We start from the raw sequence: 16,746 nt of genomic DNA on the forward strand, positions 1-16,746 counted from the left end.
CGCCGGCCGGTGCCTGAAAATGCCACGACGGTATCCCCGGATCCTTTGCTAACAGGCCTGAGAGACCACCTGTGCCTGAGTGCCCTGCATGAGAGGCCAGCCGCAAGCCCCGCTGCGTGCAGGTACCATCCCGCTAAGGCGATCCAGGTCGGACTTGACCTGCCGAGGACTTCCCCAATCGCTCCAATAGATCCCTTTGGCCCGGATGACCCCAAGGCAGGAAGGGCTGCGGGCCAGTATCGTCCGCGAGAAATTCACCGAAGGGAGACCCGCGTAGAGTGCCTCCACGGCTCTTCCCTCTTGCGCTTGAGAGGATCCCAGCACCGGGCGGAGTCGCTCGAATGGGGTATACAGCTCCGGCGTGAGTTCCTTGAAAAGCTGCAACAGCATGGACGCCCTTCCCACCAAGACCAGGGTATTCCACAGGCAGCCATTCAGATAAAGGGATTGAGCGGTGGCGAGATCGGGCTTCTCCAAAAATCGCTTGACCACATACAGCGCATTCCCCCCGCGCTCCCCGATCACGTCACCGGCCTCGATCCAGCCGTATTGAGTTTCGGGCCGATCAGGCTCCACCCCAAGGAGGATGGGGCGGATCGGATACGCGGCTGCGAAGGAGGCGGCGGCCTCGACGGACGCCATGAAACGGTCTTCCTCAGAGATGAAGTGGTCGGAAGGCAAAAGGGCGACCACCGCCTCCGGGTCCCGCTGATAGACATGAAGAAGCGGAAGCAGGATACCGGGGCCTGTGTCCCGGTTCGAGGGCTGGACGATGACCGCTTCAGGGTGACGATCATGCAGATCCTCTCGAGCATAGTCGAGGTGGTGGCGCGTCACCACGGTCAGAAGGCGGTGATGGGGGATGAGCCGTTCCGCTCGGGCGATCGTGTGTCGCAGCATGGAGCGCGTGCCGAGCAACGCACAGTATTGTTTCGGACGCTCAAGGCCCAGATGCGACCTGATGAACGGTCGAAGTCTTTGCCCATCACCTCCGGCAAGGATGATACCCCACAGGCGATCCTTCGCTCCGGCCATAGTCTCTTCTCCTTGTGTTGTAGTGGACGCGTTTCTGTGTCGATTGCGCTGTTCTATGGGTTGGTCCCGGAATGGGTCAGGACTGAGAAGGCGTTCACAGTCAAACGACCACCGACCAGCGTCGTGCTCTGTCGGTCAGCCTCTGCACCGATATTACAGTGCACATTACACGAGAGGGGACGACGACAGCTATCGGGTAAACCCCTGAATAACCGGCAGGAAATTCCTGATAGGGGCTAAACGGCGAAGCGATGGAGGCGTCGAAGGATCACGGCTGGAACAAGCGAGGAAGAAAATCGCATGAACGTAGGGGACGGGATTTATTGCGCCCTGACAGCATCAGGGTTTTCGGGATCCTCCGCCCAACGCGCCGGGTTATTTTGGATGTATTCCCGGATGCGATTTAACGAAGTCTCGTCGCGGATGATGTGTTCATAATAATTACGTTGCCAACCAAACCCCGGATCTACAGCTGCCCGAATGAATCGAGTCGATGTTGCCTTATATGCACGCACAACATGTCCCAACGTAGGGGCGCGATTCATCGCGCCCTGATTTATCGCGCTGGCCGCATGCGCATGATCGGGCGTGGGATCAGGCGCAATGCATTGCGAGGGCGCAATAAATTGCGCCCCTACCACGATGATGATCCCGTGAATATGGTTGGGCATGACGATAAACTCGTCCACACATACGCACGAGAATCGGGTAGGCAATTCATTCCACGCCGTCCACGCCATCTGGCCGGCACTGTTCAACCGCATTTCTGCATTCGCTATCTCGCCAAACAACGATGCGTGTTCGTGGACACACATCGTGACGAAATACGCGCCCGGGGCACTGTAGTCGTAGCCTCTTACGCGGACGGAGCGCCTGGGACGTTGCGGGTATGTCATGTTAGCCCCCAACGCAGGGTAAAGAGCGGCTCTTGTTCCTCACCAATCAGCATGCACAATGGTCATTTGATCCCGTCTGCGAGGGCGCAATGAATTGCGCCCCTACGATAGGGTTTGTGGCGACGAACGGATCACCTGTTTAGGCCGTTACCGCCGTAGGGGCGCGATTCATCGCGCCCTATTTATCGCGCCGCTGCACCAATGGTCACACCACTCCGTCACGGCGCAAGTCGGCGATGGCGTCGGTGTCCAGGCCGAGGAGTGTCGTGAGGATTGTGTCGGTGTGCTCGCCCAGGAGCGGGGGCGGCAGACGCATCTGCGTCGGTGTCGCGGAGAGGTTCAGCGGCGTCCCGGCCAGCGGGACGGTTCCGAGCGCCGGATGGGGCATCTGGACCAGCATTCCCCGCGCGAGGGCCTGCGGGTCGACGAAGACCTTGTCGATGGTGTTGACCGGTCCGGCCGGGACATCGGCTTTCGCGCACAGGTGCAGCCACTCGGCAACCGTCCTGCCGCGGAGCAGAGCCTGCAGCATCGGGACAATGGTCTCGCGATTCTCCACGCGCGCCGGATTGGTTGCAAAGCGCGGATCCTCGGCCCAGGCGGTCACGCCCGCTGCAACACAGAACTGCCGCCACTGGTCGTCGTTGCCGACAGCCAGGATCAGATAATCATCGGCCGCCTGGAACGCCTCGTAGGGGACGATACTCTTGTGTGTGTTGCCCCAACGCTCGGGGATCTGACCGGAACAGAGGTAGTTGCTGGCGATATTTGCCAGGCAGGCGACCTGCGAATCGTAGAGCGCAATGTCGAGATGTTGTCCTGCACCTGTTCGCTCGCGGGCCAACAGCGCCGCCAGGATCGCGTTGCAGGCGAACAGGCCGGCGGTCACGTCCGAAATGGCGACCCCGACCTTGAGGGGTGCGCCGTCCCGTTCGCCGGTAATCGACATCAGCCCGCTACGAGCCTGGATCAGAAAATCGTAGCTGCCCAGGTCGCAGTCAGGTCCGGTGTGGCCGAAGCCGCTAATGGAGCAGTAGACGAGGCGAGGATTCACGGCCTTCAGGTCGGCGTAGCCGAGACCGAGCTTGTCCAGGACGCCGACGCGGAAGTTCTCGATGACCACATCGCTGCGTTCGGCAAGGTCCCGGACAATGGCACGGCCGCGATCATGCTTGAAGTTCAGTGTGAGGCTCTGCTTGTTGCGGTTGCAACAGAGATAGTAGGCCGACTCACCGTCGAAAAACGGCGGCCCCCAGTGGCGCGACTCATCACCGACGCCCGGTCGCTCGATCTTGATGACCTCTGCCCCCAGATCGCCGAGCATCATCCCGCAGTAGGGGCCGGCCAGATGCCGCGACAGGTCGAGGACGCGAATGCCGTCCAGGGCGCCGGCCACTAGGCGTCCTCCGCAAAGGGGTACGGGGGTAAGGGTGTGGCAAGAGGCTTGTCGGTCCGGTAGCCCAGGGCGTACTCGGCCTGGATCAACTGGTGGATCTCTTCGGTCCCCTCATAGATCAGCGACCCGCGGGCATTGCGGAAGTAGCGTTCGACGGGGAACTCGTCGCTGTAGCCGTACGCCCCGTGGATCTGGATCGCGTCATCGGCGGCCTGGAAGGCCTTGCGGCAGTTGACCCACTTGGCCAGGCTGACCTCGCGGGTGCATCGCATCCCTTGATTCTTCAGCCAGCCCACCTGATAGTACAGTAATCGTCCGATGTCGCGGCCCGCGACCATCCGGGCGATCTTTTGCTGGATCAGTTGGTGTCGGCCGATGAACTGGCCGAAGGTCGAACGTTGCCCGGCGTAGGTCAGGCTCGCCTCCAACGATGCCTCTATCAGGCCGACCGCCCCCGCTGCCACCGTATAGCGGCCGTTGTCCAAGGCGCTCAGGGCGATCCGGAGCCCCTCGCCCTCTGCGCCGATCCGATTCTCGGCGGGGACCCGCGCCTCTTGCAGCGCGATGCTGCCGGTGTTGCCGATCCGCCCGCCCAGCTTGTGGTGGATGCTGGAGCTGCTGACCCCCTCGAAGCCGCGCTCAACGACGAACGCTGAGATGCCGCGCGTTCCGGCCGAACGGTCGGTATAGGCGAAGATCAGGAAGTGGTCAGCAACATCAGCCAGGCTGATCCAGGTCTTCTCGCCGTTCAGGATGTAGGATTGGCCGTCGCGCCGTGCTGTCGCCCGAATGCCCGTCACATCGCTGCCGGCATCCGGCTCGGTCAGGGCGAAGGCCGCCAGCTTCTCGCCCCGCGCCTGCGGGACGAGATAGCGCTGTTTCTGCGTCTCATCGCCCCACTGAAATATCGCCAGTGAGTTGAGCGCAAGGTGGACCGCAATCAGCACGCGGAAGGCGGTATCGGCCCGCTCCAACTCTTCACTGACGATGCCGAGGCTGACGTAATCCAGACCCAACCCGCCATAGCGACGAGGGATGCACAGTCCCAGCAGGCCCTGGGCGGCGATCTTGGGGATGATGTCGGCCGGGAACCGCTCGGTCCGCTCCCAGTCGCGCAGGTGCGGCACGATCTCTCGGCGACAAAACTGCCGCGTCGCCTCGCGGACTGCCTCCTGCTCCGGAGTTAGTGTGAAGTCCATATCCCGCATCCCCTCCCAACCAGACGTAAGACGTAAGGCGTGAGGCGTGAGGCGTGAGGGAGAACCCCTTACGTCCCTCGCCTTACGTCGCACGCCTCCGCCCGCACCCTACACCCTCCACCCCATACCCTACACCCTGTCTTATAGGGCGCAGGTGCGGAATCCCGCAAATACGTCGCGCCGGTCCGGGAGAAAAAAGTTGCGAAAGGTGTTGCGGACCAGGCGGGATCGGCTAGCCCACGCCCCCCCTTTCAGGACCTTGCGATAGCCGAACCAGGGCGCCGAATATTCCTTGTATGGGGAATCGACGATGAACCCGGGAAACGGATAGAAGGGGGACGCGGTCCACTCCCAGACATTGCCGATCATCTGGCGGCAGCCAAAGGCGCTGTCACCGGCCGCGAAGGCGCCCACATCCGCACAGCCCAACATCCGCGCATCCAGGTTGGCGCGCTCGGGCATCGGGGGTTCGTCGCCCCACGGGTATCGTCGCTTGCGGTTGGTGATACCGGTCCTGTCCGGCGTAGGCTCGGCGGCGGCGGCCATCTCCCATTCTGCCTCGGTGGGAAGACGCCGACCCGCCCACTGACAGTAGGCCTCCGCCTCATACCAGTTGACGTAGATAACAGGTGCGTGCGGTTCGAGCGGCACAAAGAGATCGAAATGACGCCGCAACCAGCCGCTCTGTCCGCGATACCAATAGAGCGGGTGCTGTACTCCTGTCTTGGTACGCCAGACCCATCCCTGGGGACTCCAGAGCTCGCGTCGACAATAGCCTCGATCGTTTACGAAGTCGGCGAACTCGTGGTTGGTAACGGGGGCCTTGGCGATTCTGAATGACGCCATCTGGACCGGATGCGCCCATTTTTCATTGTCAAAGACAAAGGGGAGATCGGGTGTGGCGCCCAGTTGAAAGATTCCCCCGGGTAACTCAGCGTCCCCAGGCAACGGCCCGCCACCGATATCGCCAACACCCGACAGCTCTTCGGCAGCCGTGAGCTTCGGAACGGGGTATTCGAGGGTCTGCCGCATATAGGTGAAGGCCTCTCCATGCATATCCTCGTGCAAGACCGCGAGCAGATGCAGATAGGTCTCCTCGGCGTCGGGTTGATGCGCATCGAGGCGGCCAAGCACCGCCTCTAGTACCCGGGCTTTGTAAGCCACGGTCGCCTCTCGACCAGGGAGCGGCAGCGCCCACCGGTCGCAGTGATCGACCTTGAACGAATCATAGAGATTCTCTGCACCCTCCAGTAGAAACTTGCTCGAACCGAGGATTCGCAGGAGAAACACATCGTAGAAGAAGGCGGCATGTCCGAGTTCCCAGAGGAACGGATTGACGACGTCCGTGTGCGGGACCGTCAGTTGTGTGTCCGCCAGATCGTGAACCAGCTCAATGGTCCGTTCATGGGCGTCGGTCACCATCTGGGCAAGCTGAGAGGCGGGAATGGCAGTCGGCATCTGACTCTCCTTATTTTCAGCAAAGGCGCCGTGCTTTACCCGCGCGGAGGGTCGCGCTTGCCGCGAATTATAAGCCCACATTCAGGAGCGGGCAAGCATTCATTGAAAGGTATGGACATGGGCGATAGGTGGTGTATCCTGTCGGTGAGTAGGTACACATCACGAGGGTATAACTTGCACAGAAGGCCGAGATGACGATGACGGACGACCTGGGACCATTCATTCGTGATCTTCCGAAGGCTGAGTTGCATGTGCACATCGAGGGCACACTGGAACCCGAGCTGCTGTGCGAGATGGCCGGACGCAACGGGACCCTCCTTCGGTTCCGCACGGTGGAGGAGTTGCGCAACGCGTATCACTTTCGCAGCCTTCAATCGTTCCTGGATATCTACTACGAAGGGACTCGGGCGTTACGGACCGAGCGGGACTTCTTTGAGCTGACCTGGACCTATCTTGAGCGTGCGGCGCAACAGTCTATTCGACATACAGAAATCTTCTTTGATCCTCAGGCCCATACGGATCGGGGCATCCTGTTCGAGATGATCATTACAGGTATCCATCGTGCCCTCGAAGAGGCCATCCCGAGATTCGGCATCTCTTCAAAGCTCATCATGTGCTTCCTCCGCCACTTGGGTGACGAGGCGGCAATGCACACCCTCGAGGCCTCGCTTCCCTTCAAAGACTGGATTGTGGCTGTCGGATTAGACTCGTCGGAGCTGAATTATCCTCCCGATAAGTTCGTCGAGGTGTTTGCTCGGGCCAGGGCGGAAGGGTATCTGACCGTTGCCCATGCGGGGGAAGAGGGTCCCCCGGACTATATCCGGCAGGCGCTTGACCTGCTCCATGTGTCGCGAATCGACCATGGCGTCAGGTGCCTTGAGGATCCCGCGCTGGTTCAGCGACTGATCAGAGAAAGAATTCCTCTTACGGTGTGCCCCCTCTCAAACGTCAAGCTCTGCGTCTTCAAGTCACTGGAGGATCATAATCTCAAGACGTTGTTGGACCTCGGATTGTGCGTCACCGTCAATTCCGACGATCCTGCCTACTTCGGCGGCTACCTCACCGAGAACCTCCTCGCTTCACAACAGGCGCTGCGACTCACCCGGCATGATCTCTACACGCTTGCCAGGAACGCCTTTGAAGCAAGCTTCTTGAGCGCCGAGGAGAAAGCGCGCCTTATCGCTGAACTTGACCGCTTTATGGCAGCGCATCCTGATTAAGCCTCTTGGGTGGCTGATGCTTTCCTGTGATACATTTCAAGCCTTTTCCAGCCAACAGGTTGCCTACATCACGAAATCAGGCCGCGAAGTCCCGATCTATGCGATACGGGATTCCCGTCACTAAGTCGGGCCGAGGAGCTGAGAACAAGGGGGGTCGAGCGACCGCTAAGTCCACCGCTGCTCCTGGGCGGCAGGAACGGGGTGTTGACAGGATTCCGCGTTCTGGCTATATTTGTGGCTAGATTGAAGAGGAGGGTAGACTATGCGATTTGCCAGCGTTGCGGAGGTCAAGAACCGGTTGTCTGAGTACTTAGCCCAGGCCAGAAAAAAGGACGAGCCGATCATCGTCACTCACCACGGCAAACCGTATGCCCTGATCCAACCGATTTCGGAGCAAGACCTGGAAGGGCTTGAGTGGAAGCATCTGGCGGAGGAGCGCCTGCGTACCGCCTGGGAAGGGGAGGAGGATGCCCTCTACGACTACCTATAAGCGAGGTCAGGTTGTTGTTGTGAACGTCCCCTTTTCGGATCAGTCCGGCGTTAAACCTCGGCCGGCCGTGGTCGTCAGCACCGACGCCTTCCACCGAGTCCTGTCTGATTTGGTTATCTGTCCTATCAGCAGTCAGCCTCAATACCATCGCCGTCCCAGCCCGGGTGATTACCCTCTCCAGGAATGGCGCAGCGCAGGCCTGCACCATCCGAGCACCGTTCGGATCTGTAAAGTGCTTTCGGTGGATAAGCGGATCTTGAAGAGGATTTTGGGGTCCTTATCCCACGAAGACCTGGCGGGCGTTGAGGCGAGTTTGCGCCAGGCATTTGGTCTATAGCGTGTCGTGAAGGGAGGACACCATGATTGTCACGGCCAACAGGGTCCCGATTACGAAGGGATATGAGCGGGAGTTTGAGAAGCGGTTTGAGCAACGCCTTGGCGCGGTTGATCGGGCGCCAGGATTTATCCGCAACGAGATCCTGCGGCCCATCGAAGGCGATTGCTATGTTGTCATGACCTATTGGGAGAGCCAAGAGGCGTTCGAGGCCTGGGTTCAGAGCGAATCGTTCAAGCAGGCCCATGCCAACCCGGCGCCCAAGGAGATGTTCGCAGGTCGGAGCCAGCTCGAAATGCACGAGGTCATCCTGATTTCAGAGAAAAAACCATAGCCGGCGGCGCGCCCATGGAGATGAATGTCCAGACCTTGCACCCCCTCACCTTCATCCTCTCCGCACCCAGAGGGTACCCGCGTGGGGGAGAGGAGTCCTTTACTATTAACCCCTCGCCCCCTTCGGGGGGAGAGGGCGAGGGTGAGGGGGACTTTCACGCGAAGCGAACGATTGTCGGGGTCATTCCGGCACGGCTTGCTTCGACAAGGCTGCCCGGCAAGGTCCTCCGGCCGATCTGTGGCCGACCGATGCTGCATCACGTCTTTGCGCGCGCCGGCCGATGCGGATTATTGGATGATTTGATAGTGGCGACCGATGCGAAGGAGGTATACGACTACTGCGTCTGCAATCGAATGAAGGTCTGCATGACCGGCGCGACCCATATTTCCGGAACCGATCGAATCCATGAGGTGATGCAGTCGTTACCGGCCGATATCTATGTCAATATCCAGGGCGACGAACCGATGATCAGGCCGGGCCACCTTGAGGCCCTCTTGCAACCGTTCCTGAACGATGCAGCCGTCCAGGTCAGTACGCTGAAAACCCCGATTACGGCGGACCAGGCGCACAATCCCAATTGCGTCAAGGTGGTGACGGACGTGGACGGAAGGGCCCTCTACTTCTCCCGCGCCGCCATCCCCTACAACCGGGACGAGACCACCGAGGCTCGCTACTTCAAACACCTCGGCCTCTACGCGTATACGCGATCGGCGCTCGACCGCTTTCACCGGCTCCCACCATCCCCCCTGGAACAGACCGAGAAGCTTGAGCAGCTTCGGTTCCTGGAGCATGGCATCCCAATCCAAGTCGCCGAAACTCCGTACGACACCATCGGAGTGGATACCGAAGACGATCTGTTGCTGGTCGAGCAGTATTTGCGAAACCTTGATCCCCCAGAGCACATCTAAACAACCGCTACGCCTTATCGCTTGTCTCCCTGGCTATAAACGCCTCTCTCGCCGCCGCGCAAGATCGCATGTTGTGCTCGCATGCGCCACTGGCGCCGCGGGCAGCGCGGCGATGCATCTCGCTTACACTGAGCATGATCTCGCCTCAAGGATCTCCCCTCCCCCAATTCAAGGATTTACCTGATTGCCCTCGTCTTGGTCTGTAGCGTAGCCTTTTGAGACAAATGCACCGAATTAGGATGCAATGGACCTAGGATATGAGGCTAATGCTTCTTGGTAGACCCAAAGCGCCGACGTAGATTTTCTTTACGACTCGATGTATGCCGGCGAGTCTGAGCAACCGGAAGAGCCCCGATTCTAAGCATGAACCATTACGATCTCGAAGGAGAAAGGAAGGAGGAGCCATCACATGAAAATCTTCAGTAGGTCCAGGGAAAGTATGCTTATAGCCATTACCTTAGTCCTCGGCTTTTTCGCGACGACCCGCGCTGCAGGTCCCAAAGAATATAGAGGCACAATGTTCCTGACTGATGAGCCCGGCAACTGGTTCAAAAATGAGGACTCCGGAACTCCGGTCACAATTGTGAATGTCGGTGACAGGGTACAGTTCGACAGAAACACTCAGACCGGGACCAAGCACACCGTCACCCTGTTAATCAAGCCCACCGGCTCCACCCTGGAGGTTGACCAGGATCATGCCGGCAACGGCAATGTAGGAGCCAGGTTCGACCGTCCCGGGGTCTTCCTTTTCATCTGCAAGGTTCATCCGTATATGACAGGCGTCGTTGCCGTGAGGGCCATCAGGGACGACGATACCAGCATTCCAGATGTCACGGCCCAGGAGTTGCCCTTTATCGGACATCTCGGCGTAAACTCCCTGCCTGCCGGTGATGTGCTCAGCGTCTTAACCACCATCGCCCCTGACGATACCACCAAGGCGGCCAAGTGGGACATCATTTCGCCCGCGAACCAGCTTATACCGGCTGTCGCTGGGGTGGGCGAAGTCTGGGTGGATACGCAGTTCGAGCGCGTCCCCGGCCAGGTGGATGACCATGGCTTTCTGAAGCCCGGCACTATTACGGTGGTGAATGTGGACAGCTCAGCCACGCCTTTTACAGTGGAAAGAGACATCAACGGCCTTGCCGTCAGGCCTGGGCAGTGGAACAACCCGCACAATATGTGGACCAATACCAGGCTGGACACTGTCTATAACACCAACTGGTTCAGCCAGACGATCAACAAGATCGACCGTGCCAGCGGCAGTATCCTGAATACCATCGTCACGGGTCAGGCGCCTACGCATATCGTGACGATTCCCAACGAGGCTTCTCCGCAGTTTGGTATTCTGACCAACCCGCTCAGCGCGGCAAACGACATCGTCAAGGTGAGAGACCGGGGCAACCTCAAAGTGGTTGACCATTTCCCCACCGGTGTCGGGCGCAACCATCCACATGGCCACTGGATTACTGCCGACGGAACGAAGATCGTCGTTCCAAATGTTTTTAAGGGCTTGGGCGTGGCAGGCTCCATTTCAATCCTTGATGCCGAAAACGGGGCGATACTGACAGAGATATCCCACCAAACGCTGGGGCTGGAATCGGCCCTGTTAGCGCCCATCGCCGCGGGAATCCAGGGCAACAACAAGGCGTATGTGTCCAACGCCGTCAGCGGTCAGGTGAGCGTGATAGACCTGACTACCCGGCAGATCATCAAGAATATCCCGGTGACTTTAAAGCCGAACGGTCAACTGGGCGGCAGTATATTGGACACCCTCCAAGTACCTATCCAGCCACCGGTGAGCCCTGACGGCCGATTTGTCGGCGTCGCGGTGCTCTCCCTGACCACCGTGGGGCGCGCTCCCACCGGTTCACCCGACCATGTGGCCATCATTGACACGGCCACCGACCAAGTGGTCGCCTTCCTCGGCACCGTCGCCACCGTGGACAAAGGCGCCGGCACACATGGCGCGAACTGGGGCGCAAAGCTGGGTGGGGGCTACTACCTGTATGTAGCCAACCAGTTTGCCAACTTCATGACCATCATCGACCCAGACCCGGACGCCAATCCCGCGACTGCTGACGCCGCGGTAGTCGGACGGATACGTTTGGCAAACGCGAGTGTCGGCGCCGGGGTAACCGATGGCGTTGGCGGACAAGGTATCAAACCGATACCCAACATGTACGACGGATGGATTCAGGATACCGTCGCCCTTTCAGGCACGGGGCAACTCTCCGCCGAGGTGGAGGGATGGATAGCGCAACTGATCCCATGCCAACGTAACCCCAGTTCTCCTGGTTGCTAGGTCCGCACGGCGGACTCCACACGAGGGGCGGGCGTGTAAAACCCGCCCCTCGTGTGGAGCAGTATTTCCGAGAAGCTGATGCCTCAGAGCGTGGCAGGAGCTCAGCGAGATCGTAGGCCTGGCCAAGCTCCTGCCCACCTGCGTCAGTCCCTCCCTGAAACCCCATGCCGTATAAATCCCCTCGGGCCAATACAGACAAATACCAATAAACTCTCCCGTCATAATCCGTCAAAAAACCCATACCTTCGCCAATAGTCGTTCGTGTTCTCACGCATCATCTTAAAGATGTAAGCCGATGACCAAGATGCTGCATAAGATGCTGAGAGACGAATACTGACTGTACGTCGCTTTTGTAGGGCAAACTTTGACAACGCGGGATGAAACATTTGACACATCAATCAGTGTTTCGCCGACTGTTCTTGAGCCATTAAAGAACTATGTATGGAGTAGAGGCTGAGTTGGCCTGACTGAAGAGAACTGAAGATGGCGACGTATAGAAGCGATATAACTCAGAAAGAGGAACGGCCATGTACCTTCCGTGGAACGCATCGCGGGTCCGGCTGGCAGAAGCCCGGCACGCGCAGAATAATCGTCTGGAGATTGTCAGGGCCCTCTCCTGGGGCCAGATCACCCGGCGGGACCTGCTCAAGTGGGGTCTCATCACAGTGGGAGGACTGCTGGTTCCGACGCACGGCCTGAGCCCCTTTGCCACGAGCGCCTACGCCGAGGTCCCCACGGGCTTCCCGCCCAGCCCGGGATTCCTCGGGCTGGAGTTTACCCAACCGATGCCGCGGTTCGATCTCCTGCCGCGGCGCCCGGTTACCTTCCTCAACCCCGCGCCGACAAAGGAGGCGAACACCACCCTCCACCGCCTGGACCCCGTGCTTGTCGCGTCCCATCCCACGACGGGGGACCCGAACATCGACAACTTCGGCCCCATTGAAGGGCGACCTCCTGGCCCGATCTGGGCCCACCAGCAATGGGAGGTATTCCCGCCCAAGGTGGCGATAGAGGTTGCGCAGGAGGGGGCCAAGGCCAACACCGTGTACGATCCGGGGGTCCCGTCTCACCTCAACTCCGGCATCGACCCGACGAAGCCCTTTCCCCCGCGCTTCCACCCCAACCTGCCGGACCAGGGGCCGCTGGCGTTCTGGACCTTCAATGGGACCTTCCCACCCAAGCTCATGATCGGGCGGTACGGTGAGCCGATCCTGTTCCGCCATCACAATAGACTTCCGTATGACTCGACCAAGAACGGGGGCTTCGGACGCCACACCATCACCACCCACGAGCATAACGGGCACCACGGGGCGGAAAATGACGGCTTCACGGGAGCCTTTGTCTACCCCGGCCAGTTCTACGACTACCACTATCCGATCGTCCTGGCGGGGCTTCGTAGCATCAACACCGACGCCACCGATCCCAGGGCCGGCAGCCCCGACGATGCTGGGGGGACCGTGAAGGTCGCGGGCGACTGGCACGAGACCATGAGCACCCACTGGTTCCACGACCACATGTTCAGCTTCACCGCCCAGAACGTGTACAAGGGCATGGCCGGGATGTTCAACATCTATAGCGCCCTGGATCGCGGCAACGAGGCCGTCGATGACGGGGTCAACCTCCGGCTCCCCAGCGGCACCGCCAAGCCGTGGGGCAACCTCGATTACGACGTCAACCTGATGCTGGCCGACAAGGCCTGGGACGCCGACGGGCAGCTTCACTTCGATATCTTCGAGTTCGACGGGTTCCTGGGGGACGTGATGACGGTCAACCTCGTCTACAGGCCGTTCTTTGAGGTGGAGCGCAGAAAGTACCGCTTCCGGATCCTCAACGCCAGCGTCTCGCGCTTCTTCACGACCGCCCTCGCCGACGCCTCAGGGACGGCGCAGCCGATGATCTTCATCGCTAACGACGGCAACCTGCTGCCGCACCCGGTGGTCGTGACGGAGACCGACGAGCAGGGAATCGCCGAGCGATACGACATCGTCATCGACTTCTCCCGCTACAAGGTGGGGGACAGACTGTGGCTGGTGAACCTCTGCGAGCACGAGAACGGCAAGAAGCCGTCTAAGGACCTGACGCCGGCCGAGGCCCTTTCCGGGAAGTCGGCCGATCCCTGCGTGGGGAGGTATCTGGAGTTCCGGATCGTGCGGGATCCGGCCAGGCCCGACCTGAGCCGCGTGCCGGACACCCTGATCCCGAACCCCGACCTGTCCCGGATCCCGGTGGCGCGGGAGCGGGTCTTCGAGTTCAACCGGGGCGCCAACCAGACCACCAACGACCCGGACACGACGTTTTTCGGTCCTTGGGGGATCGAGACGGATAATCAGGGGGGAACGCTCGCCGCGGACTTCGGGCGGATCTCGGCGGCGCCGCGATTCGGCACCCGCGAGATCTGGACCCTGAAGAACGGCGGCGGGGGCTGGGACCACCCGGTCCACATCCACTTTGAGGAAGGGCAGGTCCTGGCCCGGGACGGCAGCCCCGGGAACGTACCCCCCTGGGAGACGGGGCGCAAGGATGTCTATCGCCTCCGTCCCGGCGGCAGCGTCACCATCACCATGCAGTTCCGCGACTTCGGCGGGATGTTCATGGAGCATTGCCATAATACTGTCCACGAGGACAACGCCATGCTGCTGCGGTGGGAGATCGACGATGCCGGCGGCGCGTTCCTGAAGGCGCTCCCAACCCCGATCCCGGGGCCGCAGGGCGTAACGTTCATGGACCCGGACGATATCCTCCCAACCGCCTTCTGAGGCGGCAAGGAGCGATACCGCATGCACCGGCGGCACGCCCCCGGGCATGAAAGTCAACGCCATGCGCCCCCTCACCTTCATCCTCTCCCCCAAGAGGGGAGAGGAGGTCCTTGTTGGTACCCCTCGCCTCCTTTGGAGGAGAGGGTGGGGGTGAGGAGGAACTTTCAACGCAAGGAGACGCGAATGATGAGACGGACGCGATTGTTGTGGGGCGCGGCCCTCGCCGGCCTGGCGCTGGCTGCATTGCTGTCCGGCCGTGGCAGTGCGGCGGCTTCACCTACAGGCTCCCCCTGGGGGCCGGACTACTTTCCCAACGTCCCGTTGATCACCCAGGACGGACAGACGGTGCGGTTCTACGACGACCTGCTCAAGGGCAAGGCCGTCGCGATCGAGCTGATCTACACCTCGTGTACGGATGTCTGCCCGATCGAGACCGGGCGTCTCAGGCAAGTGCAGCGCCTCCTGGGCGACCGGGTAGGGAAAGAGATCTTCTTCTACTCGATCACCATCGATCCCGCGCACGATACGCCCGAGGTGCTCAAGGCCTATGCGGAGAGGTTCCACGCGGGTCCCGGCTGGCTGTTCCTCACGGGGAAAAAGGCCGACATCGACCTGATCAGCAAGAAGTTGGGGCTCTCGTCCCTCACCGACGCTGATAACCGGGACGGCCACCAGCCGAGCCTGATGCTCGGTCACGAGCCGACCGGCCAATGGATGCGAACCTCGGCCCTGGATAACCCCCGGTTCCTCGTCGTCACGATCAGCCATTTCCTGGGCTGGAGGATCGACCGACAGACGCGGAAGAGCTACACAGAGGCGCGGCCCCTCACGGTGGATGAGGCGGAACGTGTCCTCCGCCGCCGACTTGAGCTTGGGCTCCGCTGAGGCGTAGGTCAGCCGTCTCCTGTCACTTATGAACCCATACTACGAAAAGAGAAGAATGGTCTTGGGCCTTGCTGGGTGAGCCTCTACAGAGGTGGGGAATCTATTCGATCAATCCGAGGCGACGGAGATCATCCTCATTCCAGTTGGTGGCTGAAAGGATTTGCCGGAGTGTACCCGCGGGTAGCGTGTCCCCGCCGTGATGGTAGTGGATAACGACTCGCCGGCCATCGGGGTGCCGATACACTCGCTGACTCCCTTTGAGCCGTCGGTATAGAAAGCCGTCGCGTTCCAGTGCCCGGATCAACTTTCGGACAGGGACGTTCCGTAACGGCTCGATCATACGGTAACGGCCACTGCCGGCCGTTCAATGAGCTCGACCTTTCCCGCTTCAAGGGGGATCGTCTCCCCCGCTTCGACTAGGTCTTCCACATAGGCTTCCGCTGCGTCCTGGATATTGCGCAACGCTTCTTCTTTCGTATGGCCCCAGCTTGCCAGGCCTTTGAGGGCGGGAATCCACACGCTCCAGCGCCCATCCGCTTCCTGTTGCAGCTCCACCTGAAAAAGGTAGGTCTTCACCGTGACACCTCCTGATCCGCTGGTTGTTGTGATATTGTTTATCCTAGAGAATCCTCTGAAATCCGTCAACTTCGCACGTGTTCAGGGCACAGCACAAGCAGCAAGGTGGAGCAAATCGAGAATCTCTCTGAGAACGAGGTGGCCCAGCTGTTCCGGCGCGTCAACAGGCTCAACCCTAAAGGAGTTGCAAGGAGGCGAATCATGAAACGAGTTACATCATTACGCCGTCATGTGTGCGGGCTCATCCTGAGCGGGGTGGGATGGTTCGGGCTGTTGTTGTTGACCGACTCGATCCAGGCGCCCTACGGCGGCGGACTGATGGCGGATGCCGCCGAGCTTACGGTCCCCGAGGGCACGCCCGTTACCAGCTTTGATTTCGAGAAGGACGATCTAGGTGAATGGCAGGTCCTCGAGGGGCAATGGGCGGTTGAAGAGATGACCGACGCCCCAAGCGGCAAGCGGGTGCTGATCCAACGGGCTGACCGGAATGCCTTTAACGTGATCATCACGCCGGCCGGCGCTTTTGATAGAGTCGCTATCGATATTTCGGTGAAGTTCAAGCCGTTGTCCGGTAGGGAAGATGCGTCAGGCGGCATCGTCTTGCGCCTCACTGCGGAGGAGTATTACGTGGTCCGCGCAAACGCCCTTGAGAACAACTTTCGGCTATACTACTACGACGGCAAGAAATGGCAGACGCGCGCCTCGGCAGACGTTCGGCCTCTTGGCCTTCGGACGTGGCACACCATAAGAGTCGTGGCCGTCGGCGATCAGATCCAGGGCTGGCTTGATGACCGGCTCCTCATCGATTACGAAGATATGCGTTCTTTGGTGCGTACAGATGAGCGTTTGGAGTCGGGTAAGGTCGGCCTGTGGACGAAGGCCGATGCTGTCACCGCTTTCGACGACCTCACGATTCGAGGGTTCGCTTCATCGAGGTGACATCCATCGGTGTCTTCG

General features: G+C 60.2%; 16 protein-coding genes. 9 read left to right on the forward strand and 7 right to left on the reverse strand.

All coding sequences use genetic code 11. From position 1 onward, the window contains the following. Positions 1 to 48: 48 nt before the first annotated feature. The 5 genes from C3F12_13800 to C3F12_13820 all read right to left on the reverse strand — a co-directional run bounded on the left by C3F12_13800 (position 49) and on the right by C3F12_13820 (position 5,984). A complete protein-coding gene (locus tag C3F12_13800; GenBank protein PWB42970.1) occupies positions 49 to 1,035 on the reverse strand; it encodes a hypothetical protein in 987 nt (328 codons plus the stop codon). 320 nt (positions 1,036 to 1,355) lie between these two features. Continuing rightward, positions 1,356 to 1,931 (reverse strand): transposase, encoded by a 576-nt coding sequence (locus tag C3F12_13805; protein ID PWB42971.1) that lies wholly within the window; start codon positions 1,929 to 1,931, stop codon positions 1,356 to 1,358. Positions 1,932 to 2,136: 205 nt separating this feature from the next. Then, positions 2,137 to 3,327 carry a formyl-CoA transferase gene (locus C3F12_13810; protein ID PWB42972.1) on the reverse strand — a complete coding sequence of 397 codons (1,191 nt, stop codon included), beginning with the start codon at positions 3,325 to 3,327 and terminating at the stop codon, positions 2,137 to 2,139. After that, positions 3,327 to 4,526 (reverse strand): butyryl-CoA dehydrogenase, encoded by a 1,200-nt coding sequence (locus C3F12_13815; protein PWB42973.1) that lies wholly within the window; start codon positions 4,524 to 4,526, stop codon positions 3,327 to 3,329. The genes C3F12_13810 and C3F12_13815 overlap by 1 nt, the downstream gene beginning before the upstream one ends. Positions 4,527 to 4,667: 141 nt before the next feature. Then, positions 4,668 to 5,984, reverse strand: coding sequence for an ergothioneine biosynthesis protein EgtB (locus C3F12_13820; GenBank protein PWB42974.1), 1,317 nt, complete (start codon positions 5,982 to 5,984; stop codon positions 4,668 to 4,670). A gap of 191 nt (positions 5,985 to 6,175) precedes the next feature. On the opposite strand from C3F12_13820, the gene C3F12_13825 reads away from it, so the two are divergent. The 8 genes from C3F12_13825 (at position 6,176) to C3F12_13860 (ending at position 15,213) form a co-directional block, all read left to right on the forward strand. Next, the gene (locus C3F12_13825; protein PWB42975.1) at positions 6,176 to 7,204 is read left to right on the forward strand and encodes an adenosine deaminase; all 1,029 of its coding nucleotides are present in this window, start codon (positions 6,176 to 6,178) and stop codon (positions 7,202 to 7,204) included. Between the two features lie 262 nt (positions 7,205 to 7,466). Further along, the gene (locus C3F12_13830) at positions 7,467 to 7,694 is read left to right on the forward strand and encodes a prevent-host-death protein (protein ID PWB42976.1); all 228 of its coding nucleotides are present in this window, start codon (positions 7,467 to 7,469) and stop codon (positions 7,692 to 7,694) included. Then, the gene (locus C3F12_13835) at positions 7,672 to 8,031 is read left to right on the forward strand and encodes a hypothetical protein (protein PWB42977.1); all 360 of its coding nucleotides are present in this window, start codon (positions 7,672 to 7,674) and stop codon (positions 8,029 to 8,031) included. The genes C3F12_13830 and C3F12_13835 overlap by 23 nt, the downstream gene beginning before the upstream one ends. A gap of 22 nt (positions 8,032 to 8,053) precedes the next feature. Next, complete coding sequence (locus tag C3F12_13840; protein PWB42978.1) at positions 8,054 to 8,362, forward strand: antibiotic biosynthesis monooxygenase; 309 nt, start codon at positions 8,054 to 8,056, stop codon at positions 8,360 to 8,362. 20 nt (positions 8,363 to 8,382) lie between these two features. Then, positions 8,383 to 9,270: a 3-deoxy-manno-octulosonate cytidylyltransferase gene (gene kdsB / locus C3F12_13845; protein ID PWB42979.1), complete on the forward strand. Its 888-nt coding sequence runs from the start codon at positions 8,383 to 8,385 to the stop codon at positions 9,268 to 9,270. A gap of 409 nt (positions 9,271 to 9,679) precedes the next feature. Then, positions 9,680 to 11,572: a hypothetical protein gene (locus C3F12_13850; protein PWB42980.1), complete on the forward strand. Its 1,893-nt coding sequence runs from the start codon at positions 9,680 to 9,682 to the stop codon at positions 11,570 to 11,572. Between the two features lie 527 nt (positions 11,573 to 12,099). Further along, positions 12,100 to 14,328 (forward strand): copper oxidase, encoded by a 2,229-nt coding sequence (locus tag C3F12_13855; protein ID PWB42981.1) that lies wholly within the window; start codon positions 12,100 to 12,102, stop codon positions 14,326 to 14,328. Positions 14,329 to 14,511: 183 nt separating this feature from the next. Next, positions 14,512 to 15,213, forward strand: a complete 702-nt coding sequence (locus C3F12_13860; GenBank protein ID PWB42982.1) for a hypothetical protein — start codon at positions 14,512 to 14,514, stop codon at positions 15,211 to 15,213. A gap of 100 nt (positions 15,214 to 15,313) precedes the next feature. Here C3F12_13860 and C3F12_13865 read toward each other — a convergent pair whose 3' ends face one another. Both C3F12_13865 and C3F12_13870 read right to left on the reverse strand, forming a co-directional pair. Beyond that, complete coding sequence (locus C3F12_13865) at positions 15,314 to 15,553, reverse strand: hypothetical protein (protein ID PWB42983.1); 240 nt, start codon at positions 15,551 to 15,553, stop codon at positions 15,314 to 15,316. Next, on the reverse strand, positions 15,550 to 15,789 hold the full coding sequence (locus C3F12_13870; GenBank protein ID PWB42984.1) for a hypothetical protein: 240 nt from the start codon (positions 15,787 to 15,789) through the stop codon (positions 15,550 to 15,552). Before C3F12_13870 ends, C3F12_13865 begins: the two co-directional genes overlap by 4 nt. A gap of 201 nt (positions 15,790 to 15,990) precedes the next feature. Here C3F12_13870 and C3F12_13875 point away from each other — a divergent pair, with 201 nt between their 5' ends. Beyond that, positions 15,991 to 16,728 carry a hypothetical protein gene (locus C3F12_13875; GenBank protein ID PWB42985.1) on the forward strand — a complete coding sequence of 246 codons (738 nt, stop codon included), beginning with the start codon at positions 15,991 to 15,993 and terminating at the stop codon, positions 16,726 to 16,728. Positions 16,729 to 16,746 lie beyond the last annotated feature (18 nt).

It is taken from the genome of Candidatus Methylomirabilota bacterium (assembly GCA_003104975.1).
Classification (GTDB): domain Bacteria; phylum Methylomirabilota; class Methylomirabilia; order Methylomirabilales; family Methylomirabilaceae; genus Methylomirabilis.